Here is an 18,803-nt window from a genome sequence, read left to right on the forward strand (position 1 = left end):
TAATAGCGCCTTTTTTAATGTTTTTTAATTTAATTGGCTTATTAATAAACTAAAAAATGCTTCTTTGTTGTTGCATGTTTGGGCATTCAAAATAAGTTGCTCGCCTAGTGCTAATGTTTGTTTTTGCACTATAAGACGCGCCTTATCATCACCAATACTATCTATATCGGTTACATGTGCTAGTCCTATGGTGCGCCTAATTAACTCAGCACCACAGTAACCAATGGCGTCTTGTAATACGCCTTTTATAAAGTATTCACTGTAGCCTGTAACCTTTAGCGCACCTTCAGTAGTGTGCTCATTTATAAGCGTAAGCCAATGCTGTTCAAATAAGGTATAGCATTCAACAAGGGTGCTTAATAAGTGGTTTTGGTAATTACGACGAGCTACAAAATCTTCAATATGCCCGTATTGTGCGCAGTAATTTAAAAGTAAATTGCCAATAAAAGAGCCAATATCGAACCCAATAGGACCAAAAAAGCCAAACTCAGGGTCAATCATCTTTGTATTATTACAATCAACAAAAATACTGCCGCTATGCATATCACCATGAAGTAATGTTTGCGGGTTAGATAAAAAATTAGCTTTTAGTTTTGCTATTTCTAACTTTAATGCGCTGTTTTTGTGTATTGCATCAACTTCGCTTTGTAGTTGCTTTGGGTAGTTATTGCGTTCGTGCTCAATGTACGGATCGCTAAAAAATAAGTCTTCAGTGATTTGGCAAAGCTCAGGGTTAGTAAATTGGCTAACGAGCGCTTTTTTAGTTTGTGCGGTTAAATAAAAATCTGAATTATAAAAACCAGTATGGCTTAAGTAGGTCGCTACGTGCTGCGCTAATTTAGGAAATTGCTCAGCATTATTTTGTGCAGTTCGCAGTATTTGTAAATTACCTAAATCTTCTAAAATAGTCAGTGCTTGCATTTCACTATAATGTAAAACCCTAGCAGTATAAGTTGGGCAAATAGCGCCATGATTAAGCAAAACTTGTGCTTCTATACGAGCTCTATCAAGCGTTAATGGCCACGACTCACCCACGCAACGCGCATAAGGCAGAGCTTGCTTTAAAATAACACTATTGTTTTGCTCATCAGTAATTCTAAATACTAAATTAAGATTGCCATCACCAAACTCATATGCCGATAAGGCTTGTCCGGGAGCAAAAAAATTACATTGTTTAGATTCAATTAATGTCGATACATAATCGATAGCGCGCTGTGCATTAAAAGCAACATAGTTAGTCATGGTTTAAATCTCAAAAATCAGCTTTTAAGCATTCTATACCTTTAAATGTTTAGATGTCTACAAGTCTAACTTGAGAGTTATTCAAAGTGGTGTAAAATAACGTTACGCATTTTTAATACCTTAAGCATTATGCAAAATTTAATCGCAAGCAGTTTAAAATATGAAAACGGGTCGCTTAGTGTGCTCGACCAATATTTACTACCTCACCAGCAGGTATGGCATCAATGCCATGATGTAGAAACCATGAAAGAGCTGATCATTAGTTTAAAAGTACGTGGAGCTCCACTTATTGGTTTAAGCGCGAGCTTGTTAGTGGCGTATTTAGCTGAGCAAGGGGTAGTTAAAGGTGAGCTTGAAAAAGCAATCAATGAGCTAGAAGCCACTCGCCCAACGGCGGTTAATTTAATGCATTGTATGGCTGCATTGCGTAAAGCTTTAACGCAAAGCGATTATGTTGCCGGTATTGTTACCACAGCTGAGCGGTTGTTTATTGAAGATATTGAGCTGTGTGAGCGAATGGCAAGCCGTGGCGCCGAACTTATAAATAGTGGCGACAACATATTAACCCATTGTAATACAGGGGCGCTTGCAACCGCTGGTATTGGTACTGCACTAGGTGTTATTTACAAAGCGCAGCAAAAATATGGCAACGTACATGTGTGGGTTGATGAAACACGACCATTATTACAAGGCGGTCGCTTAACTGCCTTTGAGCTTGAGCGCTGGAAAATACCTTACACTCTAATTTGCGATAATATGGCGGCGAGTTTAATGGCTGCAGGTAAGGTGGATAAAATAGTGGTAGGGGCTGATCGTATTGCTGCCAATGGTGATTTTGCCAATAAAGTGGGCACCTATAATTTAGCCGTACTTGCGTATTTCCATAACATTCCATTTTATGTAGTTGCGCCTATTACCACGCTTGATACCAACACCGCGTGCGGTAATGATATAGAAATAGAGCAACGTAATCCTCAAGAAGTGCGCGGAGTTAGCGGTAGCTTTGGTGAGGCTTTATGGGCGCCCACTAATGCTAATGTGTATAACCCTGCATTTGATATAACGCCGGCAAAACTGGTCACAGGGTGGGTGTTAGACACGGGTGTGTATAACCAGCAACAAGTATTAATGGGTAAACTTAAAGAGCTAACTCAATAATATGCGACTGAATTCTGAAAGAAACTCAGAGGTACTATTTAGGTAGTTGGGGTAGGCTTTTTCTATTGATTTCAAGTCGCTCCCCGCTACCAGAAGCACGTTATTGTGAGTTTGTTTTTCTTGTTCGGCGTAATGTGTTAGAGCTTCTTGCTTTTTATTCTCTGCATATAAAAAGACTCGACCCATTTGTGTTTCAGTGTTGTGAACGAGTAAAGCAAAGCCCGTATCTTTCGATTTATTTTTAATTTCGTCAACTTGGAATGCGCGATTAAATGCATCAAGCTTATGAAATGCGGCTAGCTTTTTATTTAGTGCCGAAAGCTCATCAACAAAGGCCTGCGATTGTTGTGAACTTAATTGATTTGAACCATCTTTGACTGCAAGAAACTCACCCATGATAAAAAATAATCGCTTCCAATCTGTGTCGGCTGCTTGGGGATTGGTTTTTAGTGTTTCTTTTTCAATAATATCTACAATTTCAACAGTAGTAGCCCAAAGGTGCTGAAGCCTAGTGCGTAACTGAACTTCAATTTGAAAGCCTTTATAATCGTGAGATTTTAAATTGTTATAACTTTTATAAACACGATGAATACCTCTATAGCCTGTCGCTTTTGGGTTTTCAATATAATCATATGATTTAACGCTATGAACTGCTCTACTCGAATCTAAACTGGCGTTGAGTTGATATAGATGCTCTAGATTATCTAAGATTACTCGGCAGCCACCTATATCGTGCATTCGCTTCAGATTTATTGCGTTTTCACTTTTACCATCCAACGAGGCTCTTTGTAACTTATCTATAATAGTTGGCAAGCGCTTTAAGCGTCTAACTATGGTCGCCGATTCTAGCAAATAAAGCTTTTTTACATGTTTCCATACGAGGTTTTTAATAATAGTCAGCGGATATAAATGTGCTGCACGATAGTTTTGTACAACCTCTATTGCAAAGTCAAAATCACCTTCATTTTTACGAAAAATACGACCAGCCTTTTCAACTTGCTTACGTGAGTAGGCTAGTTGTTGTTTAGACTTTTGATATTGTTCGTTCACCATTAGAAAGTTACTCTTTATCAGCTGCATTGCTAAAATAATATTACAGAGTTAAGTGATTGAAGTCATCCTGCAAATAGCATAAATACGCTTATAGAAAATATAGTTTAGGCATGCGTGCACTGAGCTTTATTAATCGAGTAAGGGAAATTGCTCTGCAATAGACGAGTCAGTACTTTTTGCTACCCAGCCCTCTGTATTGTTAAATAAGCGAATGGCAGTAAATTCAGGGTCGCTTCCCATATCAAACCAATGCGGGGTAAGTTCAGGCACTGAAATTAAATCGCCTTGTTGGCAAAGTACCTGATAAACCTTATTGCCTAAATGCAGGCAAAATAGCCCTTGGCCTTTTACAAAAAAACGCACTTCGTCTTCACTATGAGTATGTTCAAATAAAAACTTTTTGCGCAGCTCTGATGCGGCAGGGTTGCCTTTAGCTAGAGATATAACGTCTACTGTTTGATAGCCATTTTCGATTTTTAATCGATCTATATCGTTTTTGTACGCACTAATAATTTGCTCATGGGTGGTGTGCTCATTAATATCTGCATTTGCTTGCCACTGTTCAAAGCGTACGTTTACTTTAGCTAGTTGATTTACAATATCATCAGCATTTGATGTGCTTACAAGTGCTTTGTTTGCATTGTTGTCGGCATACACCGTTAATTGGCTCATACTAATTGCTCCAATTTAAATTGGCTAAAGTCATTAATGTAAGGGTGTGCTTTAGTGCTTGCTTGCCCATCACGAATTAAATGTAATGTTTTTATGCCCGCAGCTTGCGCGGCATCAAGCTCGCCGGTTACATCACTTAGAAAGAGTATTTCTGCTGCTTTAAACGGTAACAGATCAACAATAGTGTTATAGGCTATTTGCTCTTGTTTTGCGCCAACTTTGGTGTCAAAAAAGTCAGTAAATAAGCTGCGAATGTCGCCATAATCACTGTATTTAAAAAGTAGCTGCTGCGCTTTTACCGACCCTGACGAGTACACATATAAAGTAATATCGTTGTTGTGTTGAGCTTGTAAAAAATCAAATGCATCTGGGTATAAATGACCTTTAAAATCACCGTGTTCATACCCTGTTTGCCAAATTAAGCCTTGTAACTGCTTAAGTGGAGTGATTTTTTTATCTTCATCAATCCAGGTAAGTAAAGTGCTAATGACTTCTTCTATATCGGCGTTTGGCTTTTCGATAAGCGCTTTTACGGCACTAATTTGCTCGGCTACATTAGGCTTATTAGCATTGGCACGTACAAAGGTCGGTAATTGTTTTGCCGCGTAAGGAAACAACACCTCTTTAACAAATGAGATGCGGGTTATTGTGCCTTCAATATCGGTTAAAATAGCTTTAATCATTTAGTTACTCCCGCTTGAATACCTATTATTTTTAGGCGCTCTAGTTCGCAGCTAAATAAAAATTCTAAGGCTTCTAGGTGGCGGCGAACTTCATCAATATTGCGCCCTACTGCATATAAGCCATGACCACGTATCAGTACGCCGTGCTCTATCGGCGTATGTAAATGATGGTCACTGACCAGCAGGCTTAATCGGTCAATATCTTGATCGTTATCGAAAATAGGAATGCTCAGCGTTTCTAAATGCGAAGTAAAGCCGCTCAGTGCTTTTTGCATTTCATAGCCTGTTAAATCAAGCTGATGCCTTTGGGTAATTTGCGACAGTACGGTGGCGGCTACAGAGTGAGTATGCAAAACACACTGTGCATTAGGTATAAGCTGATACAAACTTAGGTGTAATTGTGTTTCTGCCGATGGCTTTACAGCTCCAGCTAGGCGCTCGCCTCGGTGATCTAATTGCAAAAAATGCTCTTGCGTAAGTAAGCCTTTATCGTGCCCACTTGCCGTAACAACAAAGCCAGTGCTAGTACGAGCTGAAAAATTTCCACCTGTTGCGGGTACCCAGCCTTTTTGGCTAACCCATTTTCCGGCTTCAATAAGTTGTGAAATAGCGGTATTGTTTTGCATACATTCCTCACTAATGAGCGTAAAGTTAATTGTTTTTAGACGGCTATACTTCTGTTTCAAGCAATGATAGCATCGCTGTAAGCGCAAAACCATCATTAAGGGCATCACGTGTTTGAAAGTAAATTACCAAATTTAGGCGTTAGTATATTTAGCCAAATGAGCGGGTTGGCTAATGAGTTTTCGGCAATTAATCTCTCTCAAGGCTTTCCTGAGTTTGATGCTCCTGATCTTTTAAAAACGCAGTTAAATTATTATGTGCAGCAGGGCGTTAATCAATATTCACCTTCAAGTGGTCTACCACGATTACAGCAACAAATTGCTGATTTAGCAAAGCGCAAATATGCAACTGATATAAACACGGCTGATCAAGTGACTGTCACCTCGGGTGCAACAGAGGCATTGTTTGTGGCTATTCAAACAATTGTGCGCCCCAGTGATGAAGTGATTGTATTTGACCCTGCATATGACTCTTACCAACCGGCAATTGAACTCGCTGGTGGAAAGTCAGTACACATTGCTTTAAGTGCGCCAAATTACACTATTGATTGGCAAGTAGTAAGCCAAGCAATTACTAAAAATACCCGTGCAATTATTATTAATACGCCTCATAACCCAAGCGGTAAAATATTACAGCCACAAGATATAAAAGCGCTTAAAGAGTTAGTTGGTACTCACAATTTGTATGTAATAAGCGATGAGGTATATGAGCACATTACGTTTGATGAACAACCGCATTTAAGCGCATTACGCGATGATGAATTATTTGCCAAAAGCTTTGTTATATCGAGTTTTGGTAAAACGTTTCACAGCACGGGCTGGAAAATGGGTTACTGTATTGCACCTGCCGATTTAGCTGTTGAATTTAGAAAAATTCATCAGTACGTTACGTTTTCAAGTTTTACTCCTGCACAGCATGCGCTTGCCGATATGCTAGAGCAGCAAGGCGAGCATATAGATGAGCTAAGCGGGTTTTATCAGCAAAAACGCGACTTATTAGCGAGTCATTTAAGTAACAGCCGTTTTAAAATTTTACCTAGCCAGGGCACTTACTTTTTATTGTTAGATTACAGCGATGTATCGGATTTAAACGATGTTGATTTTTGCCATTGGTTAGTTGAGCAAGCAGGTGTTGCGGCTATTCCGTTAAGTGTATTTTATCAAAAACCACCGACCGATAAGGTAATTCGTTTATGCTTTGCTAAAAACGACAACACTCTCATAGAGGCTGCGCAAATATTATGTCAACTTTAACCATTACAGCATTGCAAAGCTCGCTTTATTGGCTTGATAAAGACGCTAATTTAGCCATGTTTAATAAACAGCTTGACGCAATTACGCATCAGCCCGATCTTATTTTACTGCCCGAAACATTCTCGACTGGCTTTGCTATTAATTTAGATTGTGCAGAGCCCGAAAATGGTAAAGTACTGACTTGGTTAAAAGCGCAGGCTCATAAACATAATGCGGTTATTGCGGGTTCGGTACTTGTTGCACAAGGCGATAAAAAAGCAAATCGGTTTTATTGGGTAAAACCCGATGGAGAGGTGAGTTATTACGATAAGCGCCATTTATTTCGCTTAGGCAGTGAGGGCGACTACGTTGTAGCAGGGCAAGAGCGCAAAGTTTTTGAAATCAACGGTTTTAAACTATTACCGCAGGTATGTTACGACCTGCGCTTTCCGGTATTTCAACGTAATAATAACGACTACGATGTAATGATAAACGTAGCAAATTGGCCTGCTGTGCGCCGCCATATTTGGGATACGTTACTTATGGCACGTGCCATGGAAAACCTGTGTTACGTAGTAGGCGTTAATCGCGTAGGGGATGATGGTAATGGTGCCGCGCACAATGGTGGTACAGCGGTATACGACTTTAAAGGCGATGCCTTGACTAAAGCGCAAGATGACACCGAACAACTAGTTACTATAACACTTGAAAAAGCACCACTGGATGAGTTTAAAGCGGCGTTTCCTGCCTATTTAGATGCAGACTCTTTTACATTAATATAAACACGTTAATTTAGCGCAGAGCCAATAAAGTGTTAAAATGGCCGCTGATATTTTTTGTTGGCGGCAAATTTCGTAATGAACACTTTAATCACTCCTGTAATTTTAGCAGGTGGCATAGGCTCTCGCTTGTGGCCGCTTTCTCGCCAAGCAATGCCTAAACAATTTTTACCACTACTAAATGAAAACACGTCATTGCTACAAAGTACGTTGGCGCGTGTTTCTGATGGGTTGTACGATAATGCTATTTTAGTGTGTAACGAACAGCACCGATTTATTGCCGCCGAGCAAGTTGCAAGCTTAGCCCCTAGTGCATTATTACTTGAGCCTAACGGTAAAAATACCGCGCCTGCTATCGGATTAGCGGCGCACTACGCACTACAAAATGGTGTTACTGGTCCGCTACTAGTGATGCCTGCCGATCATCATATTGAAAACTTTGATGTATTAACGGCTAAGCTCCCAGAAGCCGTAAAACTTGCCGAGCAAGGTAAGTTAGTGACGTTTTCGATTACACCTACAGAGCCGCATACTGGTTATGGCTACATAAAACAAGGCGCGGCTATTGCTGGAACAGGTTGTTACGATGTTGCACAATTTAAAGAAAAGCCTGACTTAGATACAGCGAACCGTTATTTAGCTCAAGGGGGTTATAGCTGGAATAGCGGAATGTTTTTATTTACCCCTGCGGCTTATTTAAAAGAGCTCGAGCGGTTTGCGCCAAAAATAGCAATGAGTGTCGCTGCAGCGGCACAATTTACTAAAGATTTAGAGTTTACCCGTCCAAGCAACAGTGCGCTTGAGCACTGCCCAAGCGATTCAATAGATTACGCTATTTTAGAGCGAAGCGATAACGTAGTTGTTATGCCTGTTGATTTAAAATGGAGTGATGTAGGCAGTTTTTCATCCCTTGATGCGCTTACAAAAAAAGATGAAAACGGTAATAGTTTAAATACTAATTATATGGCTCAAAAAAGCACTAATAACTTAGTTATTAACGAGGCTGAGCATACAATAGCCACGCTTGGGGTGAGTAATTTAGCGATTATTCATACTCATGATGCCACGTTAATCGCAAATCAAAATGAGCTGGATTCTCTGCCTTTGTTGCTCAAGCAAATTGCGACAAAACAGGCCGATAAACTTAATCATCATCAAGTGGTTTTTCGCCCGTGGGGGAATTACCGTACTTTGGTTGAGGGTACTGGCTTTAAAGTTAAAAAAATTACTGTTAACAGCGGTGCTAAGCTTTCGACGCAGCGCCATCAGCATCGCGCTGAACATTGGGTTGTGGTTTCGGGCATTGCAGATGTATGCATTGATGAGCAGGCGTATACGCTAACGCATGACCAATCGTGTTATATCGCCGCAAAACAAATTCATAACTTGGCTAATAATCAAAAAGAGCCGTTAATAGTCATTGAAGTGCAAACCGGTGCTGTACTTGATGAAAGCGACATAGAGCGATTTGATGATAAATATGGAAGAGGCTAATAATTAGCTGTTTTTAAAGCTAATTCACTATTACTCTAACTGCCCACGCACAAACTTTAAATATTGCTCTAAGCTTCGTTGCCACAGATCTAACGCTTCATCAAGCAGATCGTTGTGTGGTTTTTTATCGAGTAAACGGCGCTCTATTTTTTTAAGCTCAATACCATAGCGATTAAAGCCAAGTTGCAGAGCAGTGCTTGCTTGTCGATGTAAAAGCTTAATGCATTGCTCTGGTTGTTGATCAATAAGCTTTTGACAGCGAATTAGCTTGTTACGCGCCGAAAGCACAAACTCATTATAAATCGACGACACTTCATCTTCACTAAACGAGCTGGTGAGTGTTTCGGCCGCTGTTTTGTCATACAAGGTATCAATAAGCTCTACTGCAATACTCGCAGTTTGATTAGATTGAGAGTCGCTAAGTGCTTGGCGAAGCTTCTCGTGCTTAATAGGTTTACCTACAATGTCTTTTATACCTAATTCTAAATACTCTTTTACTTCGTCAGGGCTAAGGCTTGCAGTAAATGCGAGTACTGGCGTTCGTTGGTTTTTATGATCAATGCGTTTTAGCCGTTTAAGTACTTCTTGGCCTGTTAAATCAGGTAGGTTCATATCAAGCAAAACAACATCGAAGTGGTGAGCTTGCATGAGCTCTATGGCGCTTTTCCCATCTTTTGCGAGCTTAATTTTGTGCTCATCGTCGGCCATAAATTCTATAGCAATTTTTTGATTTAAATCTAAATCTTCAACCAGTAGTACATCAAGACCTGTTAAGTAATCTTTAGTTTGATGGCGCTGCTCTACAAGGCTTAATTCACCTAAAGTAAAAGTAACGGTAAAGCTAAATACACTACCAGTACCAAGCTGGCTGGCTATTTCGAGTCGGCTACTGAGCTTTTCAAGCAGGCGACTGGTAATAGCTAAACCAAGGCCGGTTCCGCCTTTCTCTTTTCCTGCACTACTTTGTACATAAGGTTCTGTTAAGTAGGCTATCTCATCATTTTCTATACCTGGCCCTGAATCTTTTACACTAATTTTTATAGTGTGCTCAAGTTGCTTTTCTAATACTAAATCAACCTGAATTTTAACGGTTCCGTGGTCTGTAAACTTAATGGCATTACCTACTAAATTAATAATTATTTGCCTAAGTTTTTGCTGGTCGCAGTAATAACAGGCTTGCTCAGGAATATTACATATTAGTTCAAACTTGAGTTGCTTTTGCTCCGCGAGAGGACTGAGTAATAAGCATAAATTATTAAGCCATGTTTTAAACTCTACATCTTCTTCATAAAGCGCTTCGTCACTTTGATCTAGGCTCGCGTAATCAAGGACCTTATCTACCAATAAGTTAAGTGATTCGGCAGAATTTATAATCGCCTCGCAATAGGCTTTATTGCGAGTATCACTTGTTTGGTTCATAACAAGTTGGGCGCTGCCTAAAATACCGTTTAGCGGGGTGCGAATTTCGTGGCTTATAGTTGATAAAAAGAGCCCGCGTATTTCTAAATCTTTTTGTGCTTTATCGGCTAATTTATTGAGGTGCTGCTCTCTGCGCTCATTACATAATAACGCCATACCTGCAGCATAAAACATAGGTGCAATTACGCCATTTAAAAATAGCAAAGAGCTAAACCAGCCGTTTACTAAAAGATTTTTTTGTTCAATGTTATCCATAAATAACGAGCGGCCAATAAAGCTTAAAGCAACAAGCGTTAAAATGGTTATGTATACAATACTGCCATTAGGATAGGGTTTGCGTGCACACTTAATAAATATAAACAGTAAAAAACCGGCTTCTGCTATGTGTTGTATATCGGATGCAATCACTCTTTCGTGTAAAGATGGGTCAAAAAAGGTGTAATAGCCAAGCATTACAGTGCAAAAAGCGGTCACTGAGCAGAGTAATTTAAAACCAATACCGCGATAATTTAAAAACTGACTAAGTGAAAGGCAGTGCACTATTGATGCGGCAAACATCATGCTACTGGCAGCGCTAATAATTACTAAATTATGTGTATCACCAACAAGAGTAAAGCCAATAACAGAGCCTAATAGCAATATGGGATAAAAAATGTATAGCAGCGTGCCCGATATTTGTTTGTTTGTTCGCCATGTCAAAAAGTTAAGTAAGGTCATTACGACCATGATGGCGATGCTGGCAAAATAAAGAGTGAAAGAGTCGAGCATTAATATTCCAGCAAAGTAGTTTTAAACTAAGATTATCAAAAGTATACACTTATACCAATTATCAAAACAGATTACTTAATTAAGCTAATTGTTATTAGATAAGTATATAGCACATACAAAAACAGACACCTAAGTGTCTGTTTTTAATTTTAAACTAAATATATGATTAACGAATTTCATCAGGGATATTTTGTTGTGCCCAAGATAGGAGCTCAATACGGTTACGACATTTAGTTTTTCTAAATGCGCTATATAAATGTGTTTTAACTGTGTGTGGACTGATACTTAAATCTTCTGCGATTTCTTTATTCTTCGAACCTTTACTCATTAGTGAGATTATTGCTTTTTCTCGCTTAGTAAGTTTAACAGGCTCAATATCCCCTTCGGTTAGTTTATGCAGCGCATCTTTATTAAATTGCAGCATACGATTTAATGCATTACACATAATATCGCGACGGTACCAAAGCTGATCTTCAAGTAGTAAGCGAATACCTTTCATTAATACATCGGCGTTATCTGTTGTGTAAAATACGCCACGAATACCGCTCAACAATGCACGATTAGCAAGCTCAGGGTTTTCGTCTAGATTAAATAATATGATATCGCATTTAATACGTAGGTTTACTAGTTGTTCTTTTAGTTTTCCCCATGCATCCTTGCTTGATGTTTCAATAAACAAAAGTCGAGTCCCTTCAGGTATGTCTAAAATATTAGTACCTGTGGTTACGTCAAGACCTTGCGTTTTTAACAAAGGTTCTAAAACGTTAATACCAATAGTGTTAATTGGCTCTTGATCTAATAACAAAAAGGCTGAACTGCTCATGTTTTTTATACTCTTTTATAAAGCTGACTGACTAAGTTTACCACGACTTCCACACCTTTTGTATTAGAAAATCGCTGATGTACTCAATAACAAATACGATATTACGATTATTTAAACACAAAATGTTGCAAATAAGTAACTATTTATTCTTTATAACTATGAAAAATCATAACATTTGTAACTAATTAATTGAGTGGAACAATTTAATAAAAACTTTTAATTATTTTACTTTTTTTACATTTTGATAAGGTGGCCAGCCCATTTCTTTACCGCCAAGCATGTGTAAATGTATGTGATAAACAGTTTGCCCACCATGTTCGTTACAGTTCATAACTACGCGGTATCCGTCTTCAGCAAAATTATGTTGCTTAGCTAATTTAGCTGCAACTACGTATAAGTTGCCTACTAAATGTGAGTTTTCAGGATTTATATCATTTATAGTAGCAATTGCTTTTTTTGGGATAATTAACACATGAAATGGCGCTTGTGGGTTTATATCTTTAAATGCGAGAGTGTTTTCATCTTCGTAAATAATATCTGCTGGAATTTCACGATTAATGATTTTGGTAAAAATAGTTTCTTGGCTCATAGTGTGTTCCTAATTAAGTGTTGTGAATTTTAAGCTCACTAATGACAAACTTTCAAAGCAGTGTCAAACTGAAATCAAATAAAGGAGTTAATATGCTTAAACCAATTTTAATAAGTAGTGCAGTTGCATTACTACTTAGTTTTTCGGCTAATGCTGAGAATATTCACTTTCCAGAAGAATTTGTACCACTGCAAGTGGGCGATAAAATGCTAGAAAGCTCTTTGTTTAGTCGTATTGATGATGTAGAGCTTGCCCCCGGAACTTATCAGCTTAGGCTAAAGTACACCGATTTATATGAAGATGATTATGACACGCATGAAGTTGTGGAGTCGGAACCATTTTGGGTAAGTGTAACTGTTGAAGCAGGTAAAGATTATACCTTAGTTTTTAATCGTGCTGAAAATGCAGTATCTGCAAAAGTGTTTGCAGAAGCCCCTCAAGTGAGTTTAAAAGCAAAAAGTAGCGCTGTTGCTAAGCCTTTAAGTGTTATTTCTAACACGCAACTAGCAAGCAATAAACCGGTAATGCAAAATACATTGCCTGCAGGACCTTCACGTCCTAGTCAGCCAATAAAGCCGATAGCACCAATTACAGGTAAAGGCATGCCAAGTGCGCCGCAAATGCTTGATTTTTGGTGGCAACAAGCCACAACTGCAGAGCGTAAAGCTTTTTTAGAAAAAGTAACAAAGTAAAATAACAGAAAAACAAAAAGGGCCAAATTTGGCCCTTTTTAGTTTCTAGTTAACGCTATTTATTCAAATAATGCGTCAATAGTACCTTGCGCAAGAGGGTGATACCCAGGGCGTGCTTTTAAGTACACGCTTTGTGCCCAGTCTTTTTTACCGTTAGTGATAAGTGATTTATATAACGGCACAATTAACTTACGACGGCCAATACCTGATAAGTGCTTATTAAGCGCAGGATAAATTGGTTGATAACCATTACCTACTGCTAGCATAAACCAAGCAAACGCACGTTCAGCGTTAGTTGATTGCGTTAGGTTAAATTCACTATCAAGCTCGCTCATTTTCTCTATGCTTAAATCGCGTGGTAAGTTATTTAAAAAGTGTAGCCACTCATGCACAGACCAATCAGTCGTTGGTAGTTGAGCTGCTGTTGTGTCGCCTTTCAACCATGCTGCTGTTGCAGTATCTACTTTATCAAATGCATCAGACGTAGGGTTTGGCGCATCACTTGGTAAGCCAGGCTCAAAAATCCATTCGTTTACTTTATCCATACTTACAACACCAGGGTACTTCTCAATTAAGTTAGCTTTTAAGTAAGTAACAAATTGCGCGGTAGTAAGTGATTTAAATGAAAACTCTTTAAAGTACGCTTTTACGAACGGGTCAAACTTATCGCGGCCATATTTGTTTTCTAGATAGATTAAAAATAACTGACCTTTAGTGTAAGGCACTGAGCTAAACGCATCGTCTGGGTCGCGGCCATTAAGTTTTAAATTAAGGCGTGTATCTGGTGCATCAATTGTTTTAATTTGTGCGCGTAAAGACGCTGAATCAAGTGCTTGTTCCATAACCGCACGGTCACGACCAAATACTTCTTCCATAATGCGGTTTTCAACGTACGAGGTAAAACCTTCGTTTAACCATAAATCTTCCCACGTTGCGTTAGTTACTAAGTTACCTGACCAAGAATGAGCAAGCTCATGGGCAATAAGGTTAACTAAGCTTTTATCACCAGCAACAACCGTTGGAGTAATAAATGATAAGCGTGGGTTTTCCATGCCACCAAACGGAAAACTTGGTGGTAGCATTAATAAGTCGTAGCGACCCCATGCATATTCGCCGTACATCGCGTTTGTTTTGTCGATCATGGCTTGGGTGTCGTCAAATTCAGCAACTGAGGCATCTAAAATTGTCGGTTCAGCAAATATGCCTGTTTGATGCGACATTGCTTTAAATTCTAAGTTACCTGCGCCAATAGCAATTAGGTAAGGTGAAATTGCTTGTGGCATATCAAAAATGTAGTCGCCATCTTTATAAAGCGCATCTTTGTTGTCGGCACTCATTACAGCACGTATATCTTTTGGTGTATGAATTCGTGCAGAGTAAGTTACACGCATTGCGGGTGTATCTTGCACTGGGATCCAACTACGTGCATGAATTGCTTGCGATTGGCTGTACATAAATGGATGCGTTTTACTTGCCGTTTGCTCTGGTGTTAACCATTGCAGGCCAGATGCTTCTGGACGACTGTTGTAGTAAATACGAACTACTTCAGCTTGGTTTTTAAACACAATAGTAAGCTTTGAACCTTTAACGTCATCTCGCTTAGCTAAATCAAAAGTCGCCTTTTTCCAGTTACCACTTTGGTCTTTGTACATTACTTTATCAATGTCTAAGTCGCGGGTATCAAGTACGAGAGTTCTACTTTTGCTGTTGTTCCACTGAAGAGTATGCTCAACAAAACCTTCTAACTGCTTGTCGGCAAAGTCGACATCTAAATCAAGGTTTAAGTGAGTAGTAACAACATCATCAAGGTTAGCATACGAGTTTTGGTCAATCGCATTAGCCATTGCTTGCGAACACATACCCGCCATAGCGAGGCTTAAAAAAAGAGGTTTAATTTTCATCATTACTCTGAACACAAATAAAAAAGTGCTGGTTTTATATCACGATTGACACGGTGGGTTGAGTGATTTTTACAATCTAGTGCCACATTTGCGACGATGAGGTAAACTATTGCGATTAGTTACCGGTATTTTTTAGAGAGCTTTGTGGCGCATTCATTACACTCCTTACATACATTCGCATTAAACAGCCAATGCCAAAATTTTGTTGAAATTACTCAGCTTGAGCAACTTAAAACGCAAAGTTTTAGTGCACCGTTTTGTTTGCTAGGCGAGGGCAGTAATACCGTGTTTTTAAATGACTACATGGGCACGGTTATAAAAATAGCCTTAAAAGGTATTAAAATCACCGAGCGTGAGAGCGACACACTAATAAGTATTGCTGCAGGCGAAAACTGGCATCAACTAGTCAGTTATTTATTAGAGAAAAATATACCCGGGCTTGAAAATCTAGCACTTATACCGGGCACTGTTGGCGCATCACCGGTACAAAATATTGGTGCTTATGGCGTTGAGATAGCTAAATTTGTTGAGTTGGTAGAGTACTTTGATATAACCACTAAAACTATGCATTCACTAAATAACGAGCAATGTGAATTTGCTTACAGAGACTCAATATTTAAAAATGCTCTCAAAAATAAAGCGGTGATCACGCAAGTGCATTTAGCGCTCCCAAAAAAATGGCAACCAGTATTAAGTTATGGCCCCCTGCAACAGCTCTCAAGCATTACCCCGCAAGCAGTATTCGATCAGGTTATAAAAACGCGCAATAGCAAATTACCTAACCCATATACACTTGCCAATGCGGGTAGCTTTTTTAAAAACCCAATAATAACCAACCAGCAGTTAGCTGAACTATTAAAGCAATTTGCAGATTTACCTCATTACGAATATGGGCAAAGTCATCACAAGGTCGCGGCAGGTTGGCTAATCGATCAAAGTGGTTTAAAAGGGCACCGCGAGGCCGGTATAGAAGTGCATCAACAACAAGCATTAGTACTTGTTAATCACGGAAATAGTGAAGGTGGTGACCTAATAAATATGATTAAACACATTCAGCAAGTGGTTTATACACGTTACAACATTATGCTAGAACACGAGGTACGTTTAATAGATGCGCGCAGCGAATGCCATATTAACGCGGAGCCTGAGCAATGAAAGCACCTGATGGAAACAAACTCGCTATTTTAAATGCACTTAACCAAGGGGGCTTTGTATCTGGCCAAGCCTTGGGTGAAAAGCTAGGAATTAGCCGAGCTGCGGTGAGTAAACATATCAAAACGTTACAAGAAATGGGCTTGGATATTTTTAAAGTGACTGGCAAAGGCTATTGCTTAAATAACCAAGTGGGCCTTTTAAATAAAACACAAATTGATCAGCACTACAGAGCGCTAGGTGCAAATACTGCCGATGTAGAAGTACACCCTATTATTGATTCGACCAACAGCGAGCTTATGCGCCGTATACAGGCCAAAACAGCGCTTGAGTCTGGCACTGTTATTGTTGCTGAAATGCAGCAAGCAGGACGTGGCAGACGCGGCCGTGTTTGGCAATCCCCATTTGGCGCTAATTTGTATTACAGTTATTTTTGGCGTTTAGATGACGGGCTTCAAGCTGCAATGGGTGTATCAATTGCGGTAGGCCTTGCTGTTTATGATGCAATTAAAGCGTTATACCAAATTGACGTAGAGCTTAAATGGCCTAACGATATTTATATAAATAAACAAAAACTTGCAGGTGTATTGGTTGAATTAGATGGGCAACCGCAAGGACCTTGTCAGTTAGTGATTGGTATAGGTATTAATTTACAGATGCCTGAGAGTTTTAGCCAACATATAGACCAAGCGTGGACCGACTTAAATCAACATACTCAAAAGCTTGATAAAAACCAGCTGGTGGCGTCACTTACTTATCACTTAGAGCAGCGTTTAGTGAAGTATCGTCAAACTGGCTTACAAGATATGTATGAGCAATGGAATTCGCTTAATGCGTTTGCTGGCGATTATGTTGAGCTAAATACAGGACACCGAAGCTGGCGTGGAATATGCGAAGGTATTGACCCACAAGGTGGAATACGAATTCGCCAAGATGGTGAAGTAAAAAGTTATTACGGTGGTGAAGTCTCCCTCAGAAAGGCGCAAGTATGAGATTATTGATCGACGTAGGAAATACATCACTAAAAGCTGTGATGTGGCATAACGAGCAAGCACAACCAGCAGATATAAATAACCTACCTTGGTTGCAAATAACCGAAGTGATTTATGCGTGCGTAGGGCGCAGTGATTTACTAAACGATATTCTCGTGCAAGCGGCTAGTAATAATATTGCTTGCTTTGAGGCCAAGGTAACCAAAACGCTTGGAGATCTTGTATGCGCTTACGAGCATGTGGGTAACTTAGGCATAGATAGGTGGTTGGCGCTTATTGCAGGCTTTACGTTATATCCAAACACAGCATGTATTATTGTTGATGCGGGTACTGCGACAACAATTGATGTGCTCAATAGTGAAGGGTTACATTTAGGTGGCTGGATTTTACCCGGGCTTGATTTAATGACCTCATTGCTTACACAAAACACCCAACGTGTTTTTGATGACGGTAAAACACCGTTTACTAATGAATTGGGTAAAAACACACCTAATGGTTTAAAAAATGGCGCTTTAGTCGCAACCATTGGAGCGATTGAACAAGCCAAGTTGCATTTAACTGCCCAAAAAGCAGACCAAGCAACACAAATTATTTTTGCTGGTGGCTATGGCTCACTATTGCAGCAGCAATTTGCAGGAAGTATTTTTGATTCATTGCTCGTAATGAAGGGATTGAAATATTGGTACGAATTAACCGAAACAGTATAAAAAAGTGCAAAAAACGCGTTTTCGCGTGAATATTGAGCATTTAAACTAAGAATTTACACTTTTTTTAATTTTATTGTTGCATCCCAATAAACCTTACTCTAATATCTCGCCCCGTACTAAAGCAGTGCCGACTTAGCTCAGCTGGTAGAGCAACTGACTTGTAATCAGTAGGTCAACCGTTCGACTCGGTTAGTCGGCACCACTTTCCTTTTACCGGAAGTGAATTAGTAGAGAATTATCGTGGAGGGGTTCCCGAGCGGCCAAAGGGATCAGACTGTAAATCTGACGGCTCAGCCTTCGCTGGTTCGAATCCAGCTCCCTCCACCACTTTATTCTTGACGGTTAGAGGTAGTTTAAGAACAGATTTTTATGCGGGCATCGTATAATGGCTATTACCTCAGCCTTCCAAGCTGATGATGCGGGTTCGATTCCCGCTGCCCGCTCCAGTTCTTGTGTTGCTGATATAGCTCAGTTGGTAGAGCGCACCCTTGGTAAGGGTGAGGTCGGCAGTTCGACTCTGCCTATCAGCACCAGTCCTAAGAATCTCCTTGATTACTTCCTTTATCTGTCAGAAAATACTATTTGAAAAAATTAACTTAATCTACCTCTGGTGGATTATTTTCATATGTAATTTAGATACACAAAACTGATAGGTTCCGTCATGGCAAAAGAAAAGTTTGAACGCGTAAAACCGCACGTAAACGTTGGTACAATCGGCCACGTTGACCACGGTAAGACTACACTAACTGCAGCAATCACTAACGTACTTGCAAAAGTATACGGCGGTGTTGCTAAAGATTTCGCATCAATCGACAACGCTCCA

Annotated in this window: 18 protein-coding genes and 4 tRNA genes; 13 read left to right on the forward strand and 9 right to left on the reverse strand. The window is 39.6% G+C overall.

Annotation, left to right across the window (positions count from 1 at the left end; translation table 11 throughout):
- Positions 1 to 24: 24 nt before the first annotated feature.
- Positions 25 to 1,242: an S-methyl-5-thioribose kinase gene (gene mtnK, locus CXF89_RS14765; RefSeq protein ID WP_121955030.1), complete on the reverse strand. Its 1,218-nt coding sequence runs from the start codon at positions 1,240 to 1,242 to the stop codon at positions 25 to 27.
- Positions 1,243 to 1,371: 129 nt separating this feature from the next.
- Here mtnK and mtnA point away from each other — a divergent pair, with 129 nt between their 5' ends.
- Positions 1,372 to 2,400, forward strand: coding sequence for an S-methyl-5-thioribose-1-phosphate isomerase (mtnA, locus tag CXF89_RS14770; protein WP_121955031.1), 1,029 nt, complete (start codon positions 1,372 to 1,374; stop codon positions 2,398 to 2,400).
- Here the strand turns inward: mtnA and CXF89_RS14775 are convergent.
- The 4 genes from CXF89_RS14775 to CXF89_RS14790 form a co-directional block, all read right to left on the reverse strand.
- Positions 2,389 to 3,453: a RelA/SpoT domain-containing protein gene (locus CXF89_RS14775; RefSeq protein WP_121955032.1), complete on the reverse strand. Its 1,065-nt coding sequence runs from the start codon at positions 3,451 to 3,453 to the stop codon at positions 2,389 to 2,391. The genes mtnA and CXF89_RS14775 overlap by 12 nt on opposite strands.
- Positions 3,454 to 3,582: 129 nt before the next feature.
- On the reverse strand, positions 3,583 to 4,125 hold the full coding sequence (locus CXF89_RS14780) for a 1,2-dihydroxy-3-keto-5-methylthiopentene dioxygenase (protein WP_121955033.1): 543 nt from the start codon (positions 4,123 to 4,125) through the stop codon (positions 3,583 to 3,585).
- Positions 4,122 to 4,808: an acireductone synthase gene (mtnC, locus tag CXF89_RS14785; protein WP_121955034.1), complete on the reverse strand. Its 687-nt coding sequence runs from the start codon at positions 4,806 to 4,808 to the stop codon at positions 4,122 to 4,124. The genes CXF89_RS14780 and mtnC overlap by 4 nt, the downstream gene beginning before the upstream one ends.
- Positions 4,805 to 5,434 carry a methylthioribulose 1-phosphate dehydratase gene (locus CXF89_RS14790; protein ID WP_121955035.1) on the reverse strand — a complete coding sequence of 210 codons (630 nt, stop codon included), beginning with the start codon at positions 5,432 to 5,434 and terminating at the stop codon, positions 4,805 to 4,807. The genes mtnC and CXF89_RS14790 overlap by 4 nt, the downstream gene beginning before the upstream one ends.
- Before the next feature lie 108 nt (positions 5,435 to 5,542).
- Between CXF89_RS14790 and CXF89_RS14795 the strand changes: the two genes are divergently transcribed.
- The 3 genes from CXF89_RS14795 (at position 5,543) to CXF89_RS14805 (ending at position 8,937) form a co-directional block, all read left to right on the forward strand.
- A complete protein-coding gene (locus CXF89_RS14795; RefSeq protein WP_121955036.1) occupies positions 5,543 to 6,685 on the forward strand; it encodes a methionine aminotransferase in 1,143 nt (380 codons plus the stop codon).
- Complete coding sequence (locus CXF89_RS14800; protein ID WP_121955037.1) at positions 6,673 to 7,446, forward strand: amidohydrolase; 774 nt, start codon at positions 6,673 to 6,675, stop codon at positions 7,444 to 7,446. The genes CXF89_RS14795 and CXF89_RS14800 overlap by 13 nt, the downstream gene beginning before the upstream one ends.
- Positions 7,447 to 7,521: 75 nt before the next feature.
- A complete protein-coding gene (locus CXF89_RS14805; protein WP_121955038.1) occupies positions 7,522 to 8,937 on the forward strand; it encodes a mannose-1-phosphate guanylyltransferase/mannose-6-phosphate isomerase in 1,416 nt (471 codons plus the stop codon).
- A gap of 30 nt (positions 8,938 to 8,967) precedes the next feature.
- Here CXF89_RS14805 and CXF89_RS14810 read toward each other — a convergent pair whose 3' ends face one another.
- From CXF89_RS14810 to CXF89_RS14820, 3 genes are all read right to left on the reverse strand, one after another.
- Complete coding sequence (locus CXF89_RS14810) at positions 8,968 to 11,124, reverse strand: response regulator (protein WP_121955039.1); 2,157 nt, start codon at positions 11,122 to 11,124, stop codon at positions 8,968 to 8,970.
- Between the two features lie 166 nt (positions 11,125 to 11,290).
- Positions 11,291 to 11,947, reverse strand: coding sequence for a helix-turn-helix transcriptional regulator (locus CXF89_RS14815; protein ID WP_004334929.1), 657 nt, complete (start codon positions 11,945 to 11,947; stop codon positions 11,291 to 11,293).
- 220 nt (positions 11,948 to 12,167) lie between these two features.
- Entirely contained in the window at positions 12,168 to 12,536 is a 369-nt protein-coding gene (locus tag CXF89_RS14820) for a histidine triad nucleotide-binding protein (RefSeq protein ID WP_007579887.1), read from the reverse strand.
- A 92-nt stretch (positions 12,537 to 12,628) separates the two neighbouring features.
- Here CXF89_RS14820 and CXF89_RS14825 point away from each other — a divergent pair, with 92 nt between their 5' ends.
- Positions 12,629 to 13,228, forward strand: coding sequence for a DUF2057 domain-containing protein (locus CXF89_RS14825; protein ID WP_121955040.1), 600 nt, complete (start codon positions 12,629 to 12,631; stop codon positions 13,226 to 13,228).
- 59 nt (positions 13,229 to 13,287) lie between these two features.
- Here the strand turns inward: CXF89_RS14825 and CXF89_RS14830 are convergent, their stop codons facing one another.
- Entirely contained in the window at positions 13,288 to 15,129 is a 1,842-nt protein-coding gene (locus CXF89_RS14830; RefSeq protein WP_121955041.1) for a M1 family metallopeptidase, read from the reverse strand.
- Positions 15,130 to 15,273: 144 nt separating this feature from the next.
- On the opposite strand from CXF89_RS14830, the gene murB reads away from it, so the two are divergent.
- The 8 genes from murB to CXF89_RS14870 all read left to right on the forward strand — a co-directional run.
- Positions 15,274 to 16,284 carry a UDP-N-acetylmuramate dehydrogenase gene (gene murB, locus CXF89_RS14835; RefSeq protein ID WP_121955042.1) on the forward strand — a complete coding sequence of 337 codons (1,011 nt, stop codon included), beginning with the start codon at positions 15,274 to 15,276 and terminating at the stop codon, positions 16,282 to 16,284.
- Positions 16,281 to 17,273 (forward strand): bifunctional biotin--[acetyl-CoA-carboxylase] ligase/biotin operon repressor BirA, encoded by a 993-nt coding sequence (gene birA / locus CXF89_RS14840; protein ID WP_121955043.1) that lies wholly within the window; start codon positions 16,281 to 16,283, stop codon positions 17,271 to 17,273. Before murB ends, birA begins: the two co-directional genes overlap by 4 nt.
- On the forward strand, positions 17,270 to 17,980 hold the full coding sequence (locus CXF89_RS14845) for a type III pantothenate kinase (RefSeq protein WP_121955044.1): 711 nt from the start codon (positions 17,270 to 17,272) through the stop codon (positions 17,978 to 17,980). Before birA ends, CXF89_RS14845 begins: the two co-directional genes overlap by 4 nt.
- 126 nt (positions 17,981 to 18,106) lie before the next feature.
- Positions 18,107 to 18,182, forward strand: a tRNA-Thr gene (locus CXF89_RS14850).
- A 40-nt stretch (positions 18,183 to 18,222) separates the two neighbouring features.
- A tRNA-Tyr gene (locus CXF89_RS14855) sits at positions 18,223 to 18,307 on the forward strand.
- 44 nt (positions 18,308 to 18,351) lie between these two features.
- Positions 18,352 to 18,426: transfer RNA gene (locus CXF89_RS14860), tRNA-Gly, on the forward strand.
- A gap of 11 nt (positions 18,427 to 18,437) precedes the next feature.
- Positions 18,438 to 18,513: transfer RNA gene (locus CXF89_RS14865), tRNA-Thr, on the forward strand.
- A gap of 128 nt (positions 18,514 to 18,641) precedes the next feature.
- Positions 18,642 to 18,803: GTP-binding protein (locus CXF89_RS14870; RefSeq protein ID WP_232785096.1), on the forward strand; the 162-nt coding region annotated here is incomplete at its 3' end.

Source organism: Pseudoalteromonas sp. MelDa3 (assembly GCF_002863625.1).
GTDB lineage: Bacteria > Pseudomonadota > Gammaproteobacteria > Enterobacterales > Alteromonadaceae > Pseudoalteromonas > Pseudoalteromonas arctica.

Coding starts and splice junctions, on each gene's coding strand:
- mtnK (WP_121955030.1), bottom strand. CDS start 1,242: ATGACTAACTATGTTGCTTTTAATGCACAGCGCGCTATCGATTATGTA.
- mtnA (WP_121955031.1), top strand. CDS start 1,372: ATGCAAAATTTAATCGCAAGCAGTTTAAAATATGAAAACGGGTCGCTT.
- CXF89_RS14775 (WP_121955032.1), bottom strand. CDS start 3,453: ATGGTGAACGAACAATATCAAAAGTCTAAACAACAACTAGCCTACTCA.
- CXF89_RS14780 (WP_121955033.1), bottom strand. CDS start 4,125: ATGAGCCAATTAACGGTGTATGCCGACAACAATGCAAACAAAGCACTT.
- mtnC (WP_121955034.1), bottom strand. CDS start 4,808: ATGATTAAAGCTATTTTAACCGATATTGAAGGCACAATAACCCGCATC.
- CXF89_RS14790 (WP_121955035.1), bottom strand. CDS start 5,434: ATGCAAAACAATACCGCTATTTCACAACTTATTGAAGCCGGAAAATGG.
- CXF89_RS14800 (WP_121955037.1), top strand. CDS start 6,673: ATGTCAACTTTAACCATTACAGCATTGCAAAGCTCGCTTTATTGGCTT.
- CXF89_RS14805 (WP_121955038.1), top strand. CDS start 7,522: ATGAACACTTTAATCACTCCTGTAATTTTAGCAGGTGGCATAGGCTCT.
- CXF89_RS14810 (WP_121955039.1), bottom strand. CDS start 11,124: ATGCTCGACTCTTTCACTCTTTATTTTGCCAGCATCGCCATCATGGTC.
- CXF89_RS14815 (WP_004334929.1), bottom strand. CDS start 11,947: ATGAGCAGTTCAGCCTTTTTGTTATTAGATCAAGAGCCAATTAACACT.
- CXF89_RS14820 (WP_007579887.1), bottom strand. CDS start 12,536: ATGAGCCAAGAAACTATTTTTACCAAAATCATTAATCGTGAAATTCCA.
- CXF89_RS14825 (WP_121955040.1), top strand. CDS start 12,629: ATGCTTAAACCAATTTTAATAAGTAGTGCAGTTGCATTACTACTTAGT.
- CXF89_RS14830 (WP_121955041.1), bottom strand. CDS start 15,129: ATGAAAATTAAACCTCTTTTTTTAAGCCTCGCTATGGCGGGTATGTGT.
- birA (WP_121955043.1), top strand. CDS start 16,281: ATGAAAGCACCTGATGGAAACAAACTCGCTATTTTAAATGCACTTAAC.
- CXF89_RS14845 (WP_121955044.1), top strand. CDS start 17,270: ATGAGATTATTGATCGACGTAGGAAATACATCACTAAAAGCTGTGATG.